Origin of the sequence: Faecalibacterium sp. AF28-13AC (genome assembly GCF_003478405.1) — a bacterium.
Classification (GTDB): Bacteria; Bacillota; Clostridia; order Oscillospirales; family Ruminococcaceae; genus Faecalibacterium; species Faecalibacterium prausnitzii_E.
This window is the reverse complement of the sequence record NZ_QUFG01000012.1, coordinates 65200-85429: the sequence shown is the minus strand read 5'-3', so window position 1 is coordinate 85429 and position 20230 is coordinate 65200. Positions and strand designations below refer to the sequence as shown.

Genomic DNA, 20230 nt, shown 5'->3' with positions numbered 1-20230 from the left:
TCCGGTGTGCAAAAAGTGTGCAAAAATGTGCAGAGCCAAAATCAACCCCTTAAAACAGGCATTGAGTTTTTATACAAAGTCCGGAAAATGGCCGGGTTCGAGCCCAAAATGGCAGCTGAAATCTTGCCTGTTTAGACCAAGCATCAAATGTACATTCACAACTATGATTCATGGCAGGGATTTGGACAACCGAACAGACATCACCTTAATATAGAAAGAGGTTTCCTATGAACAAATTGCTTTCCTGCCACTATAACATGGATACCAACCGGGTGGAAGCCCGGTTCGAGGATGGCACCACCGTTGCCATCGACTGCACCGCCATCGAGGACGAGTACGGCAATACTCCGACGCAGCGGGCAGAGTTGGACTGGCTGCTATACAATAAGTCTTTGGAGTATGCCCAGCTTGTGCTGGGTGGGAAGATTGGACATTATCTCTCGCTTGGTTGCGACCACGGCAGACTGGAAGAGCAATGACATAACAAACACAGCCCCGCTTTGGTGAAGAAGAATCCAAAGCGGGGCTGTGCTTTCATGAAGGAGAAATGAAGGGAATATCAGGTTACAGATTCAGCTCAAACTGTTCCACCGTAACAGTTGCTTTGCTATCGGCAGCAAAGGTGATGCCGTCGGCAGACTGGGGGGTGTAGATCCATGCGGTCATGGTCTGTTCGCCATCGTTGGCGAAAACTTCGATGCTGTTTTTGTCCAGCAGGATGCGGAGCTTGAGCGCACCGTTCTGGCTGCGCACCTTGCAGCTGCGGCGGTGTACGATGTCGGCACGGGAACCGGCATAGCTGCGGTCCAGCGTCAGCTCGGAGGTGTAGGGGTCGTAGGTCAGGCTGGTGTGATGGTCTGCATCGGCGGCCAGCTTCAGGGTGAAGGAGCGGTATTCGCCGGGCTGCACCGTGACGGTCAGGTCGGCCACACGGCCTTTGATGCCTTCCAGAGAAGTTTCGCTTTGCACCGTCACATTTTCGTGGAAGGTGCGCTTGCCGTGAACTGCATCCAGTTCACGCACCGGGGTCTGAACAATGCGCCCGTCCTTGATGTGCAGTTCGCGCGGGCAGATGGTCTGCCCGAACCACTTGCAGCCCTTGGGCTTATCCTCGGTGTCCGACCAGGTCTGCAGCCATGCGGTCATGATCCGGCGGCCATCCGGGGCAAGGGTGGTCTGGGTGGCGTAGAAGTCGATGCCGCCGTCCATCAGCTGCACGTTTTCCTTGGTGAAGGTGTGGGTTGCTTTGTCGTAGTTGCCGATGAAGGCAATCACGTTGTGACCGTTGTGGAACTCGCCCTTGGGCAGCATCTCCATGGGCCCCAGCATCAAGACCTGCTTGCCATCCAGCGGGAAGAAGTCCGGGCACTCCCACATTTTGCCGTACTGATTGTTGCAGCGTTCCAGCACCGTGACAAAGTGCCAGTCGAAGCCGTCCTTGCTCTGGAACAGTGCCGCTGCGCCGCTGCCGTCCTCGGCCAGGCAGACGGTGACGGCGGAGTAGGTGCCGTCGGCCTCGCGCCAGATCTTGGGGTCCCGGAAGTCGAACTTGCTGAAGCCTTCCGGCAGGTCTTTCTGGGTCAGCACCGGGTTGCAGGCGGGCTTTTCGTAGTCGAGACCGTCACCGATGGCAATGCTCTGGGTCTGGATGTCCCGCATCTCCCCATTGGGCTGCTTTTCTGCAATCACGCTGGTGTACATCAGCAGCTGCTTGCCGTCGTCCATCTCGGTGGCAGAACCGGAGAAGCAGCCGGGGCCGTTGTCTGCGGGGGAATCCGGGGCAAGTGCACAGGGCAGATACTCCCAGTGCAGCAGGTCGGTGCTGACCGCGTGCCCCCAGTGCATGGGCGCCCACCGCACATCGTAGGGATTATACTGATAGAACTGGTGATACTTCCCTTTATAATAAGAGAAACCGTTTGGGTCGTTCAGCCAGCCCACATAGGGGGTCATGTGGTAAGCAGGGCGTTCCGCCGGGGAGATTGCTGCGCCATGCTCGGCCTCGTAGGCACGGGCTTTTTGTAAAGTCAAATCGTTCATGGAATCCTCCAAAGGAAAGAATTCTTATGCGTAGTAAGCATCCAGATATTTCTGCATAATGCCCAGATAGTCGGACAGGCCGTAGTCTTCCAGCTTGCTCAGATATTCGTTCCACTCTGCATCCGTAGTGCCGTTCATAATCCAGTTGGCCTTCTGCGTATTCATGTAAGTCTGCAGATCTGCCTGCAGGTTCGAGACCTGCTCGGTGTCCTCATTGCTCATAAAGACATTGGGATAGACATAATCGTTGTTCATATCCGGGGTGTAGATATCCTTGATCCAGTCCAGACGGTACTGTGCATCGTCCGGGCAGGTAACGTATACACCATAGTAATCATCCAGAACCGCCAGAGGCCCGCCGACACACTGCGCCTCACGGACTTCCACGGGAGAAGCATCGCCCAGAGGAGCGTGCTTCAGCATGGGCTCACCCTTATCGTTGGTGGACAGTTCAAAAATGTTAAAGCCTTCCTCATCGCCGTAAGTACCCCAGTTGTTCTGCGGAGACTGGAGGGGCGCGTACATCTGATCCAGCCATGCACAAACCAGTGCAGGATTCGCCGCCTTTGCGGTGACAACGCACTTGCCGCGGCCAAAGCCGCTGGTGAAAGAACCGTTCTGCGGGGTGATATTGCGGGTATCGGCGGTCAGGGCAGGCAGCGGCTCCCAGTCGGTCAGGTTGTCAATGTTGGCAATATCCCAGCTGAAGCAGACACCATAGCGGCCAGCCTTGCCCTTGGAAACATAGGTGGACCACTCCTGCGTGAAGCACTCCGGGTCAATGAGCTTCTCGGCATACAGCTTGTGCAGCCAGTCCAGACCATCACGGTAGCCCTGCTGGGTGGCGGCGCAGATGACTTTCCGGTCGTTGGTAACGGCGATATGGCGGTCCTTGTCAGCATCGCCGTAGCCTTCGCCAAAGCCATTGATGAGGATGCTGGGGTCCTGATCGCCGTTGTTGACGATGCAGGACATGGGGATGATGTCGCCGTCAATGCCATACTCTGCCTTGATAGAAGCGGCGTTATCACGGAATGCCATCAGCACCTGTTCAAACTCGTCCACTGTGGTGGGCATCGACAGACCGAGGAAGTTCAGCCACTTGGTATTGATGAAGCTCATGTTGCCAATGGTCTGGATGGCGGTCTTTTCTGCGCCGAGCTGCTCGATCCAGGGCAGTGCCCAGATGTGGCCCTCGCTGTCGGTGCACATGGTGCGATACTCCGGGTACTGCTCAAAGACCTTCTGGAGATTCGGCATATTGTTGTCAATGTAGTCTTCCAGATTGAGGATGACACCCTGATCTGCGTAGCGCAGCAGATTGCTGTCGGTAAAATCAGCAGTAAAAACAAAATCCGTCAGGGTGTTGGGGTTGGACATATTCAGGGTGATCTTATCGCTCCACTGGTCGGACTGGATGGCGGTCCAGTCGATGTGCACATTGGTCTGCTCTTCCAGACGCTTGAAGATGGTGCGGTTGTTCGGCTCGGATTCGCTGCCCACAGGGAAGCTGGTCATACCGGTAAAGGTGACCTTTTCGGACAGCGGAAATTCAACGGCACCGGTCGTGTCCACAGCTGCGGCAGCAGAATTGCTGCTGCCGGTGGATTTGCCGCCGCCACAGGCAGACAGAGCAGCGGCAGAGCCAGCCAGAGCGCAGACCTTGAGGAAGTTGCGGCGAGAGATCAGCTTTTTCATGGTATTTTCTCCTTTTTCTTGTTTCTTTTTTCGTGTAACAGATGAGCGTACCAGCTCATAAAATTCTGGAATATCCTCAGCCTTTAATGGAACCAGCCATGATGCCGGCATCAAAATACTTCTGGAAGAAGGGATACATCACCAGCAGCGGCAGACTGGAAATAATAATGGTTGCATATTTGAGCAGCTCTGCCATCTTCGCACGTTCGGCAGTACTTTGGATATCTGCGATCATGCCGGATTCCGGCTGGCTCTGGATCAGGATGGAACGCAGCACCAGCTGCAGCGGCTGTTTCGATGCGCTGTTCAGGTAGATCATGGCGTCAAAGTAGCTGTTCCACATTGCCACGAACTGCCACAGAGCCAGAACTGCCACCACCGGCATACAGACGGGCAGCAGGATCTTGAAGAAGTAAAGCATCTCGCTGGCTCCATCCACATCCGCAGCTTCACGCAGCTCACGCGGGATGCCCTGATAATAGGTACGGGCAATAATCATGTTCCACACGCTGAATGCTCCCGGCAGAATGACCGCCCACATGGAATCCAGCAGACCCAGATTGTTGATGAGCAGGTAGGTGGGGATCAGACCGCCGCTGAAAAACATCGTGATCACAAACAAGGTGTTGAAGATCGTTTTGCCTTTGAAGTCCGGCAGCGACATGGGATAAGCGGCAAGCATCGTCACCGCTACCGAGATGATGGTGAAGATGATCGAGTAAAGGATTGCGTTCCTGAAGCCGACCCAGATCTGCTTGTCCGAAACGACACGCTGATAAGCATCCAGACTCCACTTGCTGAAATCAAAGGAAATGCCCTTGTTTTGCAGAGTGACCGGGTCCATAAAGGACGCGATGACGATGTAGATCATCGGAACGATGATCGCCAGCAGGAACAAGCCCAGAAGTGCGTAGCCGCAGTACAGGATGATCTTATCTTGTCTGGTGTAGAGGGCCATTTTTGATTTTTTCTGTTTTGCCATGGTAAACCCCTCCTTACAAGCCCTTGCCATCGTTCATTTTGGCAACGACCTTGTTCACTGCGATCAGCAGGATGACGTTGACAACGGTGTTGAACAGACCGACTGCCGTGGAAAAGCTGTAATCGCCGTCCAACAGGCCCTTTTTATAAACGTACGTTGCAATGATTTCGGCAGTGTTCAGGTTCAGGTCAGTTTGCAGGGCATAGGCTTTTTCAAAACCGATGCTCATGATGTTGCCTGCCTGCAGGATGAACTGAATAACAACCATATCCTTAATGGCGGGCCACTCCACTGTCATGATCTGCTGGATCAGGTTTGCGCCGTCGATCATCGCAGCTTCCTTCAGATCTTTGCTGGCGTTAGAAAGGGATGCGGTGTACATGATGGAGGCCCAGCCGGCACCCTGCCAGATGCCGCTGATGATGTAGATGGGGCGAAACGCTTCCGGCAGCGTCATGAAGTTGATGCTGGTGTGAAGCAGGCCGTTCACCGGGCCGGTGACACTCAGCAGCACCCGGACGATGCCGCACAGCACGATGACCGAGATGAAGTTGGGCATATACAGCACCAGCTGCACCTTCTGCTTGATCTTCTTGCTCTCGATACGGTTGAGCAGGAATGCCAGCAGGATGGGGATCGGGAAGCCCCACAGCAGACCGTAGACGCTCAGCTTCAGGGTGTTGATCAGATAACGCTGGAAGTCCGGCGAGGACATGAAGCGGGTAAAGTTTTTGAAGCCTACCCACTCGCTGCCCCAGATGCCCCTGAAGGGATTGTACTTCTGGAATGCGATCAGCACACCGCCCATGGGAGCGTACTTAAACACCAGCGTCAGCGCCACGGCAGGCAGCAGGAACAACAGGTAAAGCTGCCAATGCCGTTTGATGTAGACCCATGTGTTGTGCAGCTTGCGTTCTGCTGTCAGCATAGCCGTTTCCGGCGAGGCCGTCTTTGCTTTCATGAATCATTCTCCTCCTTTTGATTTGTGTTTTACATTTGCACCTTTGAATTTTACGTTTTTCGCTTCAATTGTGCAAATGTAAACTTCCTTAATTCATTTATACCACTCAAGCAAGCGAATGTCAACGATAATTTATGGTATACATCAACAATTACTGTGGATTCGTACAGATGCACAAATCCGGACGTGCGCAAATATGCAAAATGATGATTTGCATTTTTGCATTTGACTAATTTGTGCATTTGCACTATACTGGAGTCATAAAGAATAAGATCCGTCACCAGACTTTATCTATAAAAGAAAGAACATCCGCCTCTATATTATAAAGAAAGAGGATGACTTATGGCAACCAAGGTCACCATTCAGGATATTGCAAGCGAACTGCAGCTTTCCCGCAACACAGTTTCAAAGGCCATCAACAACACCGGTGTGCTGGCAGATGCCACACGGGAGAAGATCCTGCGCAAAGCCGCCGAAATGGGCTATAAGCAGTTCGCCTATCTGCCGCTGTTTCAGGAAGACGCTGCAAAAGCAGCGCCTTTCATTCTGCCGAGTGACAAACGGGAGATCGCCATGCTGACGACCCAGTTTCTGAGCAGCTCCCACTTTTCCTCCATGATGCTGGATCGTTTCCAGTCGGAAATCGACCATCTGCACAGCGGCATGACCATTCATCGCATTTCTCCCACAGAACTGAAAGAGAAAAAACTTCCATCTTCTCTCAACATCCAGCGCACAGCCGGCATCATCTGCTTTGAAGTATTCGACTATGACTACGCACAGATGCTGTGCGATCTGGATGTTCCGCTGCTGTTTGTAGACACCCCTGTGATGGAGATGCGTCCTTCTCTGAAAGCCGACCGCCTTTATATGGAAAACCGCACTGAGATCCAGAATGCAGTGGCCCACATGGTCCAGCGCGGCAAAAAACGCATCAGCTTTGCGGGGGATAAAAACCACTGTCAGTCCTTCTTTGAGCGCTATATGGCTTATAAGGATGCAATGGAGCACCTTGGTCTGACAGAAGGCCTGAGCACCTGTGCGATGCCATCTGGACAGCAGAACTATCCGGCATCCCTGTACGAAACCATACGTCGGTTCAAAACGATGCCGGAGGCCTTTGTCTGCGCCAATGACTTTGTTGCCATGGATCTGGTCAAGGCATTGAATGAGCTGGGGTATTCGGTTCCCGATGATATCTGGGTCTGCGGCTTCGATGACAGTCAGGAGGCTTCTTACTTTGCCCCCCGTCTGACTTCGATCCATATCCATGAACAGATCATGGGCTACACCGCTGCCAATCTGCTTATGACCCGCATCGAAGAGCCATCGCTGAACTATCGCACCGTCTATACGGAAACCAACCTGATCCTGCGCGAATCCACAGGAGATTGAGCGAAAGGAGAACCCCCATGCGTGACCTGTGCAATACGGACAAGCCGCTGTTTGCTGTGCTGACGAAATTGACTTACAGTGCGTACCTGAACATCTTATGGCTCGTGTGCAGCCTGCCCATCGTTACCATAGGGGCTTCTACGACCGCATTGTTCTACGTCACACTCAAAATGGCGGAAGATCGGGACGATGGTCTGACCCGGATGTTTTTTAAGGCGTTCCGGGAAAATTTTAAGCCTGCCACAAAACTCTGGCTTATCCTGCTGGCAGTCGGCAGTTTCCTGGCTGTGGATGGCTTTGTGCTGTGCCGAATGTGGAGCGAAAACATTTTCTGGACGCTGCTCACGGCAACGCTTATTGGTGCGGCAGTTCTGTACGGCATCGTTCTGCTGTATGCCTTTCCTCTGCTGGCACGGTTTGAAAACACCACCTTCGGCATCCTGAAAACAGCGTTTCTCGTGGGTGTCCGGTATCTGTTTTGCACGCTGCTGATGGCGGCGATCTATGGCATCATGGGGTACGTCATGGTGTTTGTGTTCACGCCTGCATTCCTGCTGGGCATGGGCTTCTGCGCCATGCTCTGCTCCTTTCTGATGCTTCGGATCCTCTATCTGATCGGCGGAGACCCTGATGCAGTACACGAGGAATACGACCATGACAAAAACTGACCGGGATACGCTCCGCTCCCTCCATGGGCGCAAAAAGTGGGAGCACATCTGGGCATATTACAAGCTGCCCATTGCGATCGTGCTCATCATCGTCTATATCCTTGGCTATGCAGCCTACCGCCATGTGACGAAAAAAGAGGATGTGCTTTACCTTGGTCTGGTAAATATCACTGCCGGGTCTGATCTGACGGAACAGCTTACCACCGGCTTTGCCGAGGCGCAGGGTCTGACCAAAAAGCAACAGGTCGATCTGCTGTCCGGCTTGCTGCTCAGCGAAAGCGAACACGCAGAGGAGCAGTATGTATATGCTTCGGAGATGAAGCTGCTGGGTGCAGTCAGTGCCCAGCGGTTAGATGTTGTTCTGATGGACGAATATGCACGGGACCGACTGTTGGCAGATGATTATTTTCTCGATCTGCGGACACTGGATGCGTCTTTCCATGCACTGTCGGGTCTGAACGCCGATGGGACCGTGCTGGATATTTCGGATACGCCGTTTGTCAGGCAGGCAGGTTTTTCTGGCAGGGTCTATCTTGGGGTGGTGCAGAATGCACCGCACCCGGAGCGTGCAGCCGCTTACATTCATTATCTGTTCCAGCGGTGATCGTTGGGTTTCACATCAAGAATAAGGAGAAGTATCATGGACATTTTAACGATTGGTGAAGTTTTGATCGACCTGACCCAGACCGGCAAGGATGAACGCGGCATCCCGCAGTTCGCAGCAAATCCCGGCGGCGCACCGGCAAATCTGGCGGTGGCAGCTGCCCGGCTGGGCGCACAGACCGCCTTTATCGGCAAGGTGGGTGCGGATGCCTTTGGCCGCTACCTGAAAGAGGTTCTGGCAGAGAACAAGGTGGACGTTTCCGGCATGGCGGTGGATGCAGACCACCCCACCACCATGGCGGTGGTCTCGGTAGATGCCACCGGCGAGCGGGATTTCAGCTTCTACCGCAGCGCCAATGCCGATGTGATGCTGAGCAAAGAGGACATTTCGGAGGGCGCTCTGAACGCTGCCAAAATCGTCCACTTCGGCTCTGTCAGCCTGACTGCCGACCCCTCCCGCACCGCTACGCTGGACGCCGCCGCTCGTGCCAAAAAGCTGGGTGCTGTCATTACTTATGACCCCAATTACCGTGCCAACCTCTGGAAAAACAAAGAGGAAGCCATTGCCCAGATGAAAGTTCCCCTGCCGCTGGTGGATATTCTGAAAGTGTCCGATGAAGAACTTCCCCTGCTCACCGGCACGACCGACTGCGAGAGCGGCACGGCACAACTGGCACAGAACGGCATCCGGCTGATTTTCGTTACCTTGGGTGCAAACGGCGTGTTCTACCGCTTTGGAGACAAGACCGGCCATGTGGCTGGCGTTCCCTGCAAGGTGGGTGATACCAACGGCGCAGGCGATACCTTCTTTGGGGCTGCCCTGTCCAAGCTCTGCAAGGAGGAACTGGACACCCTGACCGTGGACAAGCTGGAAAGCATTCTGGTTTTTGCCAACAAGGCCGCCAGCATCACCACCAGCCGCCACGGCGCTATTCCCGCCATGCCCACCCTTGCAGAAGTGGAGGGCTGATCTATGGAAGCAAAGCAGGAATTTGCGTCCCGATTTGCCAAGCACAAGGACGAACTGGAATGGCTGTTCATGGAACTGTACCACAACCGGGAAGGGCTGGAAGTTCTGGAGCGGGAGATGGCAGACGCCTACAACGCCCGCAGCGCTGAGCTGAAAGCACTGGACAAGGCACGCTCTGCTGACCCGGACTGGTACAAGCGCGGCAATATGTTCGGCATGACCATGTACACCGATCTCTTTGCCGGAAACTTAAAAGAACTGGCAAGGAAGCTGTCCTACCTCAAAGAGCAGAAGCTGACCTATCTGCACCTGATGCCCCTGCTGCAGATGCCCCACCCTCACAACGACGGCGGCTATGCTGTGGAGGATTTCGACACCGTAGACCCTGCCCTTGGCACCAACAAAGATCTGGAAAACCTGACACGGGAGCTGCGGAAAGCCGGCATCAGCCTGTGTCTGGATTTTGTCATGAATCACACCGCCAGCACCCACCGCTGGGCGATGGCGGCAAAGGCAGGCGACCCGTGGTTTCAGGCGTATTACCACCTCTACGAGGACCGCACCATCCCCGACCAGTACGAGCAGACTGTGCCGCAGGTGTTCCCCAACACCGCGCCCGGCAACTTTACATGGTGTGAGGAGATGCACAAGTGGGTGCTGACCACCTTCCACGACTACCAGTGGGATCTGAACTATGCCAACCCGGCGGTGTTCGTAGACATGACCAAGAGCATTCTGCACCTTGCAAACCTTGGCGTAGAGGTGTTCCGCATTGACGCCGTGCCCTACATCTGGAAGCAGTTGGGCACCACCTGCCGCAACCTGCCGCAGGTGCACACCATTGTGCGGATGCTCCGCATGGTGCTGGAATGCGTCTGCCCGGCGGTCGTGCTCAAGGGCGAGGTGGTCATGGCTCCCAAGGAGCTTGCCGCCTACTTCGGCACCCCGGAAAAGCCGGAATGCCACATGCTCTACAACGTGTCCACCATGGTCAACCTGTGGGGTGCCCTTGCCAGCCGGGACACCCGGCTGCTGAAAGCGCAGTTGGATGCCCTGCACGCCCTGCCGGACAACTGCTGGTTCGTGAACTATCTGCGCTGCCACGATGACATCGGCTGGGGTCTGGACGAAGCGGTGGAAAACCGGCTCGGCATTGACCCACAGAAGCACAAGGAGTATCTCTACCACTTCTACGAGGGCAATTTCCCCGGCAGCTGGGCAAAGGGTGAGCTGTACAACTACGACCCTGCCACCGGCGACGCCCGCAGCTGCGGCACCACCGCCAGCCTGTGCGGCGTGGAGCAGGCACTGGAAAAGGGCGATAAAACCGCACTGGACTACGCCGTGAAGCGTGACCTGCTGCTGCACACCGCCATGGCCTTTTTGCAGGGCTTCCCCATGCTGAACTGCGGCGATGAAATTGCGCAGCGCAATGGTTGGGATTACAAAAAAGACCCCGACCGTGTGGAGGACAGCCGCAATCTGCACCGCACAAAATTCAACTGGGAAGAGGCCAAGCAGCGCACCCGAAAGGGCACACTGCAAAACCAGCTGTGGCAGGGCATGGAGCAGCTGCGCCAAATGCGGGCAGAGCCCTGCTTTGCCCCGGATGCGTGGGTGACTACATGGGACAGCCATAACCCCGGCGTGCTGGCGCTGGTACGCAAGCGCGGTGAGGAAACGCTGGTGGGACTGTTCAACTTTACCGAGTATCCGGCAGGGGCAAGTCTGGACGCTCTGGGCGGCGAGTATCAGACCGCAGATGGAGCTTCCGTCTGGCTGGCGGATGTGGAGCTGGAGCCGTATCAGGCGCTGCTGGTAAAAAATAAATAAGTAAAACGAGCCCACCTGGTTCTCTCTTTTTCCCAAAGTTTTCCTTATTTTTTCTTGCACCCTGCCGAAATCGGCGCATTCTCAAAAGTTCGCGTTTGCGCAGCGGAGTGGAGCAATCATAACCTCGCGTGGAAACGCGGGGTATGCAGAACGGCCCCATAGGGGCCACAATACCAGCCGCGCCTAAAGGCGCACAATGAGCGACGTCAACCGCATACTGACGTCGCTCTTACTTTCTCATACTATCCGCAGGTACTTCTGGCGAATCGTCGTCATCGAAGTCCGCTACATTCTTGAACGGATCTTCGTATTCCTTGAAGGAAGAACGTCAAATCTTACGATTTGACGTTCAATATCTGGCGTGCCTCGCGCACTCATATCCGAACTTTTCTCCGCTTTCACGGCTTCCCTGAAAGCGACCGTTTCCGTACCTTCCTTATAATTAAAGGTAATGAGAATCTTATCACCGTAGAGATAGATGGCATTGATGAAGGTATCCACCAGTGCCTGCCGCTGCTCCGGCTGGGTCATATCCAGCTCGCGGAAGCGGAGCAGCCATCGCAATCCAACTTTTTAATCGTTTGCAACATCGTTGGATTGCATATCGCAAAATATGCCAGTCAGAACAGTATTCCAAACTTGCCCTTGCGATTGAACCGGACGAATTCTTCTTTCACCTTCGGCTTAGCCAGCCGTTCCTCTGCAATGCGGGCTTGCAGTTCCTTCCGCTGTTCTTCCAGCGCTTCCAGCCGCTCCTTGGTGGAGCTGGTCAGGATTCCGGCCTGAATCGCATTGAGCATATTCTGGATACCTGATTCCGCATCCCGGAGCTGCTTCTCATAGAGGGGAAGGTTGGTGTTCTCCCGGTCCTGCAGCTCCATGACCTTGGCGATGATGGATTCCATAGCAGCATCGTCCCGGACAAGTTGCATGGTCTGATTGACCACCAAATTTTCCAGCCACTGTTTGCGGACGGTCTTTTTCTTGCAGCCCTTGTGCTTTTTTGCGGTAGCACATTCTCAAAACGGCGGTCGGCATTGATGGTGTACCCGAATGGAATCGCACCACCGGTAAACTTGCCTTTGAGAGCATTCTCGGTCATGCCGCGCACGACCTTTTCGGACAGGTCAGCCGAGTAGTATTCGGCGTAGCCTTCCAGCACCGATTCCAGAATGATGCCCTCCGGACCAGCCGAAATGACTTCCGTTGCCGACACCAGTTTCACGCCGTTCCTCTTCAGTTGGGTCTTGTACCGGGCACTGTCGTAGCGATTCCGGGCAAAGCGGTCGAGCTTCCAGACAATGATGACATCAAAGATTCCGCGCTCGCTGTCCTTAATCATCTGCTGGAGCTGCGGTCGGTTGTCCGTTTTTGCAGAAACGGCACGGTCGATGTAGTGCTTCACCACCGTGAAGCCGTTCTTCTCGGCATAGGCAGTGCATTCCCGAATCTGACCTTCGATGGATTCTTCTCGCTGGCTGTCAGTGGAATAGCGAGCGTAGATCACGGCGGTCATGGCAGGCACCTCACTTTACACATCATTGAACGGTGGAGCGTTCTTTCAAAGCGCTGTTTCGTATAATAGGTATACCACAGTTTTTAACCGAATACAATACTTTTTCCAAATATTGCAATCCAACTTTTTAATGCAACAGCAATAGCGTTGGATTGCATATCGCAAATATGCTGTTTTCATGTTGCACTAATTTCTTGCCTTGCGATAAAAGCCGCCCTCATTCTCAGATCGTCCAATTCTGGCTTGCCGACTGCAGATCCACCATGTGGGTGTACAGTCCCTTCCGGGCGTACAGCTCTGCCGGGCTGCCCTGCTCGGCCACGATGCCACCCGACAGCACTACCACCTGATCCGCACCGGCTACAGTGCGCATCCGGTGGGCGATGATAAGGACGGTTTTGTGTTTTATGAGCCGCGAAAGAGCCTCCTGAATGGCAGTTTCGTTCTCCACGTCCAGACTGGCGGTGGCCTCGTCCAACAGAATGATGGGCGCATCCTTCAGGAAGGCGCGGGCAATGGAAATGCGCTGACGCTCGCCGCCGGAAAGAGCACAGCCATTCTCGCCGATGTTCGTGTTCCATTTGTCCGGCAGCTTCTCGGCAAATTCTTCGCAGTTTGCCAGCTTTGCCGCCGCAAGGACCTCCTCGTCGGTAGCACCCTTGCGCCCCAGACGGATATTTTCCAGGATCGTGTTGTCAAACAGGGTCACATCCTGAAAGACGATGGAATACAGGCTCATGAGCTTTTCCGGGTCGATTTGAGAAACCTCCATGCCGCCCACGGTGATGCTGCCCTTCTGGTAGTCCCAGAACCGTGCCGCCAGCCGGGAAACGGTAGTCTTGCCACCGCCGGAGGGGCCTACCAGTGCCGTGACCTCGCCCTGCCTTGCAGTAAAGGAGACATCCCGCAGCACCGTCTCGCCGGAGTTATAGGCAAAGCCCACATGGTCGAACACGATATCGCAGCCCTGATTGGTCAGCTGCTCGCTGCCGGTCTGCAAGGGAGCGTCCAAGATCTCATTCATGCGTCCTACATTGGTGCGCATGGCAATGACCGCCGCCAGGTTCTGCAACGCGCCCTGCATAGGGTCGTACATCCGGGAAGCCGCCATCAGGAATAGAAACAGGGTCAACACATCGATCCTGCCCTGCACCAGCAGCACCGCGCCGGTGAGTGCCACCGACGCAATGCCCAGCTTGAGCACCATGCCCGCAGAGGACACAAACAGCGCTGTTTCCAGCTCTGCCGCAATGGACTGCTTTTCCACTGCCCGAATTTTATCGGAAAGGCCGGACAGATACCGCTGCTCCGCATTGCTGGCTTTCAGATCCCGGAGAGTCTCGATATACTCCTGAATGCCGTCCGCACAGGCCATTTTCGCCGCCATGGTCCTGGCCTGCACCTTGTCCTGCACCCGGTAGCTGCCCACCACGATGGCAGCGGATACCGGAATGACCCACAGGGCTGCCAGCGCCATCCGTCCGTCAAAGGCAAACAGGCTCAAGGCAATGAGCACCGTGGAAATGAGGGAACCGAACAGACCGGGGATGAAGTGGGAGCAGTCCTTTTCCAACACCTCGCAGTCCGCCATGATGGTGCTGGTCAGGTCGGCAAGGTCGCGCTTGCCAAAAAAGGACAGGGGCAGCTTGCGCAGCCGCTCCGCAAGGGTCAGGCGGCGGGTGCCGCTCTCTTTATAGGTCGTAAAATAGGTGCCGTTGTACTGAAACCATGTGGTCAGTAAAATCAGTGCAAAGCAGGCAACGCACCCCAGCAGATAAAAGGTACTTCTCTCGCTCGTAGAGCCTGCCAGCAGGTCTTTTACCAGAAGATACAGCAGCCCGGTGGGCAGCATGAACGCCATGTTCTGGAACGCACAGGCCAGAACGCCCTTTACAAGCCCCTTTGCGCCCTCCGGGGAGCTGGCCGTGGCGTGTTGAATTTTTTCGATCATCTCTTACCCCTCCTTTGCGACCTTCCACTGCACCGACGCCTGATACTCCTGCCACATCCGGGCAAACAGACCGTTCTGCGCACACAGTTCGTCCTTTGTGCCGGATTCCACAATCTGCCCATCCTGCACCACATAGATGCAGTCGGCGTTAGCGACTGTGGACAGGCGGTGCGCGATCATCAGCACGGTTTTGCCCTTGGCAAGCCGGGCAAAGGCTGCCTGCACCTTAGCTTCATTGTCCGGGTCGGCAAAAGCGGTGGCCTCGTCCAGGATCAGGATGGGCGCATTTTTCAGCATGGCGCGGGCAATGGCAATGCGCTGCTGCTCGCCGCCGGAAAGATACACGCCCTTGGTGCCGATAACGGTATGGATACCCGCCGGAAACTTTTCTATAATATCCATGCACTGCGCTGCTTTCAACGCTGCCAGCACCTCAGCTTCGGTGGCCTGCGGTCTGCCCAGACGGACGTTATCCAGAATGCTGCCCTTGAGCAGGCGGCTGTTCTGGAACACAAAGGAGATGATATCCATCAGCTCTTCTTTGGGGATAGCCCGCACATCCGCTCCGCCCACCCGGACGCTGCCGCTCTGCACATCAAAGAACCGACAGACAAGGTTTGCCAGCGTGGATTTTCCGCCGCCGGAGGGGCCTACAAAAGCCACAGTCCGTCCCGGTTGGATCTCCAGCGAAACGCCCTTGATGACCTCGGTTTTTCCGTCATAGCTGAAATGCACGTCCTGCAGCGCGACAGATGCATCCTGTGGGTGCTGCGGAACAGCCTGAACCTGCATGGGTGCTGCCTCCAGCACCGAGTCGATGCGTGCCAGCGCATCCGCTACCACCATCTTGTTCTCGCTCATGTACATTATGCGGGTCAAAGTCAGGGAGATCACCGGCGTGATGATGATATAGAACAGCAGGTTCAGCAGAAACTCCGGGGTGACGCCGTGGGTCGTGAACAGCAGCCCGCCCGCGATCAAAAAGGCGAACACGCCGTTGACGGCGGCGGTATAGAACATCATGGGCAGGCGCAGGTCTTTGGTGTAGGAGATGACCCACTTTTCATACTCATCAATGGCGGTCTTGAACTTTTTGAAGGAAAAGACCGATTGCCCGAAGGTCTTGACCACCGGGATGCCCCGGACGTATTCCACCGCCTCATTGGACATCGCCTCCAAGGCGTTGCCGTACTGCCGCATTTTTTCAGCCATCCGCTTGCCGGTCATGGTCGCCATAATGAGGAAAGCCAGCACCACCGGCGCAAGGCTCAGCAGACCCAGCCGCCAGTCGAACGCCAGCAGCAAAACCAGCAGCCCCACCGGGGTGGCGATGGCGTTGTACTGGTCGGGCAACTGGTGGGCCAGATAGGTCTCGGCGGCTCCGGTGCTCTCATGGATGATCTTGCGCAGCTTACCGCTGCCGAAAGTCTCGGCAAAGCCCAGCGGCAGCACCGCCAAATGCTCCGACACCGCCAGCCGCAGATTAGTCGCCACCCGGAACGCCGACAGGTGGGAGCACATCAGCGCTGCAATGTAAATAAGGTAAGACAGCACTGCAAACAACACTGCCATCCAGCCGTAATGGGGGATGTTCACCGCCTGCGCATAGTCAGGTGCGACAGCCAGCACATCCCGCAAGATCATCCAGATATAGAGGAACGGGATCAGCGCCATCAGTGCGCTGACAGCGGAGAGCACCAGTGAAGCATAGGTGAATACCCGATGTCCGCCTGCATAGCCCATCAGCCGGGAAAAGTCCGATCGTTTTTTCAATCAAATCACATCCTTACCGTAATATTGCCATGCGTACCGCCTGACATGATCGGGTGCGCATGTGCCGTTTATTCTGCCTCAGACAAATTTTCCGTGACGAAAAGTTCAATGACATTTTCCATAGTTGCCTGATCATAGTCCTCTGCGATGGCGGCAGCATTCCAATAAGCATAATTTCCTTCATACCAGCTCTGCAGGTCGTCGAGATCCTCTGCATAGCGGAATTCCAGATGATACGTCGTTTCCATCGTATCGGGCGCAAAGGCAAAGTAGGTAAACTCCCCGGAATCCGCATCCTCGCTCTGGTAGAAGAGAAAGCTGTTTTCATTGTCCACATCCAGTTTCTGGTAGGTGTGTGCAAACACTTCCTGTCCTTGCGCATCCAGACCGGTGATGGTGTCGCCATTCATCACGAATTTTTCCACGCCGCCCAGAAAATAGCAGTTGAACGCCGTGCTGTCCGGATCTGCTGCATATTTTTCAACAGCCTCCTCGCCATACGGCTCTGCCATGCACATTCCCAGCAGCATATCCGTAGCCGATTCCGCATTGTCCTCGCCTACCAGCGGAGTCGCAGCGTCGATCCACAAATTCCGGTATTCACTCTTTGCCATCTCCGGGAACAGTTCCACATAAGTCCCGCTGATACCAGACAGATAATCCTCCGCATCCATTACCTGACTTGCGGAAGCCGAAGAAGCCACCGAGGAGGAAACGCTGGATGCCGAAGACGCTGTGCTTGCGCTCTGCTGGCCGCAGCCGACAGCAGACAGCAGGCAGACCGCAGACAAGGCCACTGCAACAAATTTCTTTTTCATCATCATATGAAAGTACCTCCGGTTTTAAAGTAAGTTTGTTCTAACCGCTCTGTACTTTAGCATATTTTTCGGCCGTGGACTACTCCATTCTGATTTCCCTGCTCCGTTTTGCGAGTCCATTTGCGTGGGTGCGGTACTGCGACGGGGTCGTTCCATATCGTTTCCGGAAAGCCTCCGAAAACTTGCTGGCGTTGTCATATCCTGCATTCTGTGCGATCTGCGTAATGGGCTTTGCGCTCCGGACAAGCTCTACGGCAGCCTGTTCCAGACGGTATTCCTTGATATAGTGGTATACTGGCACACCGTAGACCTGTTTGAACATTTTTTGCAGGTGCGAAACCGAGATCCCGTGTTCTTCTGCCAGCTGCGCAAGGGAGACATACCCCTCCCGGTTTGTCAGAAGGTGATCCCGGAGATGGTGTGCCAGTTCGGTCTGTTCGGTAGAACAGTACAAGTCCGTTCCTTCCTCCTGCGGAATGCGACTCAGCAGCATCAACAGCTCCACCACCTTGAGCCGCAGGAACCGGAGATCCATGTAGGGCGCATTTTCGTACAATTCCCGGAAAACGTGCTCACAGCGGGGTCCTGCCGTACCGAACATGAACCATCGGTTTCCCAGAAGATTCTGCTTCAGTACCGCAAAATCCACCGAAAAGCCTGGTGCGTTCTTCTCAAGCCAGTTCTGAGCGGCTGCTGGATCAACTTCCAGACACAACCCTTCGTAACAGCCCAGCGGGAACCGTGACTCTGAACGTGTTCCATGCCGTCCGTCGTAGCAGCTGACGGCCATATCCCCCGGCTTTAGCAGAACGCTATCACGCATGGAAAAGCTGGTTTCAAAACGGCCATTGATGCAGAAATTGATCTCTATCATACCGATCTGCGTGCGGATTTCCGTATAGGTCTCCATCTCCAGCCGCAGCAGCATGATCCCCACGCCATCAAACAGCCGGTAATAGTGAATTTCTCCACTTCCGGCCGCATTTTCAAAGCCGCCTGTTTGTCCGGGATTATAGGGAGTGACCCCCGTTTTGTCATGAAAAATGATATCAATCATACTGTCGAATCAGCTTTTTCGGTTTCTCCGTCTTCATCTTTTTTGCCTCCGATTGCAGTTCATGATTCTGCTTTTCATTTGGGCAATTTCCAACTTCTTAGAAAATCAAATGGACAATACCGCCGACAATTGCCGCTCCCGCAACCCAGATCAGCGCCAGTATGCTTCGCTTTTTCAGCACCTGCCTCCAGGTCTGCACGAACGGCGCATCTTCAAGCCCTGGCAGCACCCAAAACTGGCTGTGCCCGACCCATAGCTTGTCGATTACAACGCCGTCATAGATATTCATAACCTCAAGAAACAGCAGCGCCTGCCAATAGGCCTCACCAAAGGAGGAAGCCTCGTTCCACAAACCGATGATCAGCACAAGAGCAGCAAGCATCACGATAAAGGACGGTATCATAAAGCATTTTCGTTTCCGGTTCATCGTATTGCGGTCGATCAGTCCCAGTTCGATGGCGCGATCCTGCACCTCCTTGGGATAAAAGTACAGTCCATTGACAGCACCGCCGATCACAGCGATTTTTACCATTGCGGTAAACAGCAGACAATAAAGCAGCAGTTGCAGTACGATCATTGTTTTTCTCCTCTCAGTCTGCGTGCGAATCGGGCATATGCTCCCATTTCCTTCGTCTTCCATCGTGGTTCATACAAAACAAGAAAGTATGCCAGAAATACCATGTACCGAATCGTTTGATTTCCATTTCAATATGCCGCCCACTATTATCTGACCTTCATGCAAAAATCGCAGCGGTCATTTCCACGCCCCAGCGTCATGCTTCTCTCCCAGATCAGCTTCGGATGCAGTCCGGTATAGCTGATGTCGTCGCTGTCGCAAAAGCAGCGGCACAGCTCCGGACAGCCGTATTCTGCACAGGTGTCGTGATAGGGGCATTTCATCATATCCACACGCCAGACGCCGTTACCGGTCTGCAGTTCCTTTGGGGCAAAGCCCGCCGCCGGGCCGAAAACGCTCCGGGTGGATTTGACAAAAACGCCGGGAACAAGGCGGTAAAGCCCCGGTATGTGCAGCAGGGCGGCAAGCTGTTTGTGGCTCGTTCTCGCCAGCCGCTCCACATAGCCATGCACGGTTTGCAGAGCCTCCTCTTTCGGCATGACCCGCTGCAAGGTCTCGTAGGCCGCAATGCCCGGCAAGATCTGCCGCTTGAGGTGGTATTGCTTTTCCTTGCTTGCATCTGCATTTTCAGCCAGCAGCGCACTCAGGCGCATATTGAAAGCGGTGTTCAGTTCCTTTGCCTGCGCGGGAAAGCGCAGTGCCACAGTCTCCCGGAAATCACGGGAGAGATAGGTTTCCTTCCTCTTCATCGTCCGTTACCCTTTCTTTTTGTACCCGCAGTCGCAGTAGGGTCCGCCGGAGGCAAGGGTGTACTGCCGCACAAAATTTGTCACACCGCCCGCTTCGCTCATGGTGTAGTCCAGACGGCACAGGGCGGGGGTCAGGTCGTACAGACCCAGCTCCTGCATCAGTGTGCAGATGCCGCATTTCGTAAAGCGTCCCTCGTAGCCGCTGCCGTCGGGATACTCGTAAAAGTCCATGTTCCACGAATAGGGGTTGCGGTCGGCGGCTTTCAGGGCGGCAGTGGCTTTCATGGCGGCAATGTCCTTTGCGGTAAACTTGCTTTTTCCGCTCTTGCGGCAGAACCACTTCATCAGCGGCGTCATCTGAGCGTTCTCATAGTATACCGTCAGCGCCTCTGTATCCGGCCGCTTCGGCATACAGAGAACGAACGCCCCCAGCATGGCGCAGCCAATGATGTTCAATTGGAAGCGGTCGGCCTTTTCAAACTCCGGCAATTTGGCGATGATCTCTTTGTATTTCGGCTTGGCGCTTTTGGTGATCTGCTTTGCGGTGGCTGCATCATAGCCCAGCACCGCCGTCAGCTGCGTCTGAAACGATCTGGCAAACACCGCCCACATGGCCATGGGCATTCCCGTCCAACGCAT

Annotated in this window: 17 protein-coding genes and 1 pseudogene; 6 read left to right on the top strand and 12 right to left on the bottom strand. The window is 54.8% G+C overall.

Features of this window, described 5'->3' with window-relative positions:
• Positions 1–227: 227 nt before the first annotated feature.
• Positions 228–479, top strand: coding sequence for a DUF6061 family protein (locus DWY95_RS14605; protein WP_118554072.1), 252 nt, complete (start codon positions 228–230; stop codon positions 477–479).
• Positions 480–564: 85 nt separating this feature from the next.
• Here the strand turns inward: DWY95_RS14605 and DWY95_RS14600 are convergent, their stop codons facing one another.
• The 4 genes from DWY95_RS14600 to DWY95_RS14585 all read right to left on the bottom strand — a co-directional run bounded on the left by DWY95_RS14600 (position 565) and on the right by DWY95_RS14585 (position 5681).
• A complete protein-coding gene (locus DWY95_RS14600) occupies positions 565–2040 on the bottom strand; it encodes a glycoside hydrolase family 32 protein (protein WP_118554071.1) in 1476 nt (491 codons plus the stop codon).
• 24 nt (positions 2041–2064) lie between these two features.
• On the bottom strand, positions 2065–3738 hold the full coding sequence (locus DWY95_RS14595) for an extracellular solute-binding protein (RefSeq protein WP_118554070.1): 1674 nt from the start codon (positions 3736–3738) through the stop codon (positions 2065–2067).
• A 76-nt stretch (positions 3739–3814) separates the two neighbouring features.
• The gene (locus tag DWY95_RS14590; RefSeq protein ID WP_187116991.1) at positions 3815–4720 is read right to left on the bottom strand and encodes a carbohydrate ABC transporter permease; all 906 of its coding nucleotides are present in this window, start codon (positions 4718–4720) and stop codon (positions 3815–3817) included.
• A gap of 13 nt (positions 4721–4733) precedes the next feature.
• Positions 4734–5681, bottom strand: coding sequence for an ABC transporter permease subunit (locus tag DWY95_RS14585; protein ID WP_118554068.1), 948 nt, complete (start codon positions 5679–5681; stop codon positions 4734–4736).
• Positions 5682–6023: 342 nt separating this feature from the next.
• On the opposite strand from DWY95_RS14585, the gene DWY95_RS14580 reads away from it, so the two are divergent.
• The 5 genes from DWY95_RS14580 to DWY95_RS14560 are packed head-to-tail and all read left to right on the top strand — an operon-like array spanning position 6024 to position 11150.
• Positions 6024–7076, top strand: a complete 1053-nt coding sequence (locus DWY95_RS14580) for a LacI family DNA-binding transcriptional regulator (RefSeq protein WP_118554067.1) — start codon at positions 6024–6026, stop codon at positions 7074–7076.
• Positions 7077–7093: 17 nt separating this feature from the next.
• A complete protein-coding gene (locus tag DWY95_RS14575; protein ID WP_118554066.1) occupies positions 7094–7744 on the top strand; it encodes a YesL family protein in 651 nt (216 codons plus the stop codon).
• Positions 7731–8348 carry a hypothetical protein gene (locus DWY95_RS14570; protein ID WP_118554065.1) on the top strand — a complete coding sequence of 206 codons (618 nt, stop codon included), beginning with the start codon at positions 7731–7733 and terminating at the stop codon, positions 8346–8348. Before DWY95_RS14575 ends, DWY95_RS14570 begins: the two co-directional genes overlap by 14 nt.
• Positions 8349–8384: 36 nt before the next feature.
• Positions 8385–9317, top strand: a complete 933-nt coding sequence (locus DWY95_RS14565) for a carbohydrate kinase (RefSeq protein WP_118554064.1) — start codon at positions 8385–8387, stop codon at positions 9315–9317.
• A gap of 3 nt (positions 9318–9320) precedes the next feature.
• Complete coding sequence (locus DWY95_RS14560; RefSeq protein WP_118554063.1) at positions 9321–11150, top strand: alpha-amylase family protein; 1830 nt, start codon at positions 9321–9323, stop codon at positions 11148–11150.
• A gap of 285 nt (positions 11151–11435) precedes the next feature.
• On the opposite strand, the pseudogene DWY95_RS17605 reads toward DWY95_RS14560, so the two are convergent.
• The 8 genes and pseudogenes from DWY95_RS17605 to DWY95_RS14520 all read right to left on the bottom strand — a co-directional run bounded on the left by DWY95_RS17605 (position 11436) and on the right by DWY95_RS14520 (position 20230).
• A pseudogene (locus DWY95_RS17605) lies at positions 11436–12666 on the bottom strand (recombinase family protein).
• Positions 12667–12889: 223 nt separating this feature from the next.
• The gene (locus DWY95_RS14550) at positions 12890–14617 is read right to left on the bottom strand and encodes an ABC transporter ATP-binding protein (RefSeq protein ID WP_118554062.1); all 1728 of its coding nucleotides are present in this window, start codon (positions 14615–14617) and stop codon (positions 12890–12892) included.
• A 3-nt stretch (positions 14618–14620) separates the two neighbouring features.
• The gene (locus tag DWY95_RS14545; protein ID WP_187116990.1) at positions 14621–16390 is read right to left on the bottom strand and encodes an ABC transporter ATP-binding protein; all 1770 of its coding nucleotides are present in this window, start codon (positions 16388–16390) and stop codon (positions 14621–14623) included.
• A gap of 68 nt (positions 16391–16458) precedes the next feature.
• Positions 16459–17214, bottom strand: coding sequence for a hypothetical protein (locus DWY95_RS14540; protein WP_005935769.1), 756 nt, complete (start codon positions 17212–17214; stop codon positions 16459–16461).
• Between the two features lie 73 nt (positions 17215–17287).
• Complete coding sequence (locus DWY95_RS14535) at positions 17288–18265, bottom strand: helix-turn-helix domain-containing protein (protein WP_005935772.1); 978 nt, start codon at positions 18263–18265, stop codon at positions 17288–17290.
• Between the two features lie 97 nt (positions 18266–18362).
• Positions 18363–18842, bottom strand: coding sequence for a hypothetical protein (locus DWY95_RS14530; RefSeq protein WP_118554061.1), 480 nt, complete (start codon positions 18840–18842; stop codon positions 18363–18365).
• Between the two features lie 146 nt (positions 18843–18988).
• Complete coding sequence (locus DWY95_RS14525) at positions 18989–19591, bottom strand: L-2-amino-thiazoline-4-carboxylic acid hydrolase (protein WP_118554060.1); 603 nt, start codon at positions 19589–19591, stop codon at positions 18989–18991.
• A 6-nt stretch (positions 19592–19597) separates the two neighbouring features.
• Positions 19598–20230 carry an L-2-amino-thiazoline-4-carboxylic acid hydrolase gene (locus DWY95_RS14520; protein WP_118554059.1) on the bottom strand — a complete coding sequence of 211 codons (633 nt, stop codon included), beginning with the start codon at positions 20228–20230 and terminating at the stop codon, positions 19598–19600.

Bases quoted from the DNA above. Each gene is read 5' to 3' on its own strand.
- DWY95_RS14550 (WP_118554062.1), bottom strand. From the start codon at position 14,617: ATGATCGAAAAAATTCAACACGCCACGGCCAGCTCCCCGGAGGGCGCA.
- DWY95_RS14525 (WP_118554060.1), bottom strand. From the start codon at position 19,591: ATGAAGAGGAAGGAAACCTATCTCTCCCGTGATTTCCGGGAGACTGTG.
- DWY95_RS14565 (WP_118554064.1), top strand. From the start codon at position 8,385: ATGGACATTTTAACGATTGGTGAAGTTTTGATCGACCTGACCCAGACC.
- DWY95_RS14560 (WP_118554063.1), top strand. From the start codon at position 9,321: ATGGAAGCAAAGCAGGAATTTGCGTCCCGATTTGCCAAGCACAAGGAC.
- DWY95_RS14580 (WP_118554067.1), top strand. From the start codon at position 6,024: ATGGCAACCAAGGTCACCATTCAGGATATTGCAAGCGAACTGCAGCTT.
- DWY95_RS14535 (WP_005935772.1), bottom strand. From the start codon at position 18,265: ATGATTGATATCATTTTTCATGACAAAACGGGGGTCACTCCCTATAAT.
- DWY95_RS14570 (WP_118554065.1), top strand. From the start codon at position 7,731: ATGACAAAAACTGACCGGGATACGCTCCGCTCCCTCCATGGGCGCAAA.
- DWY95_RS14530 (WP_118554061.1), bottom strand. From the start codon at position 18,842: ATGATCGTACTGCAACTGCTGCTTTATTGTCTGCTGTTTACCGCAATG.
- DWY95_RS14585 (WP_118554068.1), bottom strand. From the start codon at position 5,681: ATGAAAGCAAAGACGGCCTCGCCGGAAACGGCTATGCTGACAGCAGAA.
- DWY95_RS14520 (WP_118554059.1), bottom strand. From the start codon at position 20,230: ATGCGTTGGACGGGAATGCCCATGGCCATGTGGGCGGTGTTTGCCAGA.
- DWY95_RS14540 (WP_005935769.1), bottom strand. From the start codon at position 17,214: ATGATGATGAAAAAGAAATTTGTTGCAGTGGCCTTGTCTGCGGTCTGC.
- DWY95_RS14595 (WP_118554070.1), bottom strand. From the start codon at position 3,738: ATGAAAAAGCTGATCTCTCGCCGCAACTTCCTCAAGGTCTGCGCTCTG.
- DWY95_RS14605 (WP_118554072.1), top strand. From the start codon at position 228: ATGAACAAATTGCTTTCCTGCCACTATAACATGGATACCAACCGGGTG.
- DWY95_RS14590 (WP_187116991.1), bottom strand. From the start codon at position 4,720: ATGGCAAAACAGAAAAAATCAAAAATGGCCCTCTACACCAGACAAGAT.
- DWY95_RS14575 (WP_118554066.1), top strand. From the start codon at position 7,094: ATGCGTGACCTGTGCAATACGGACAAGCCGCTGTTTGCTGTGCTGACG.
- DWY95_RS14600 (WP_118554071.1), bottom strand. From the start codon at position 2,040: ATGAACGATTTGACTTTACAAAAAGCCCGTGCCTACGAGGCCGAGCAT.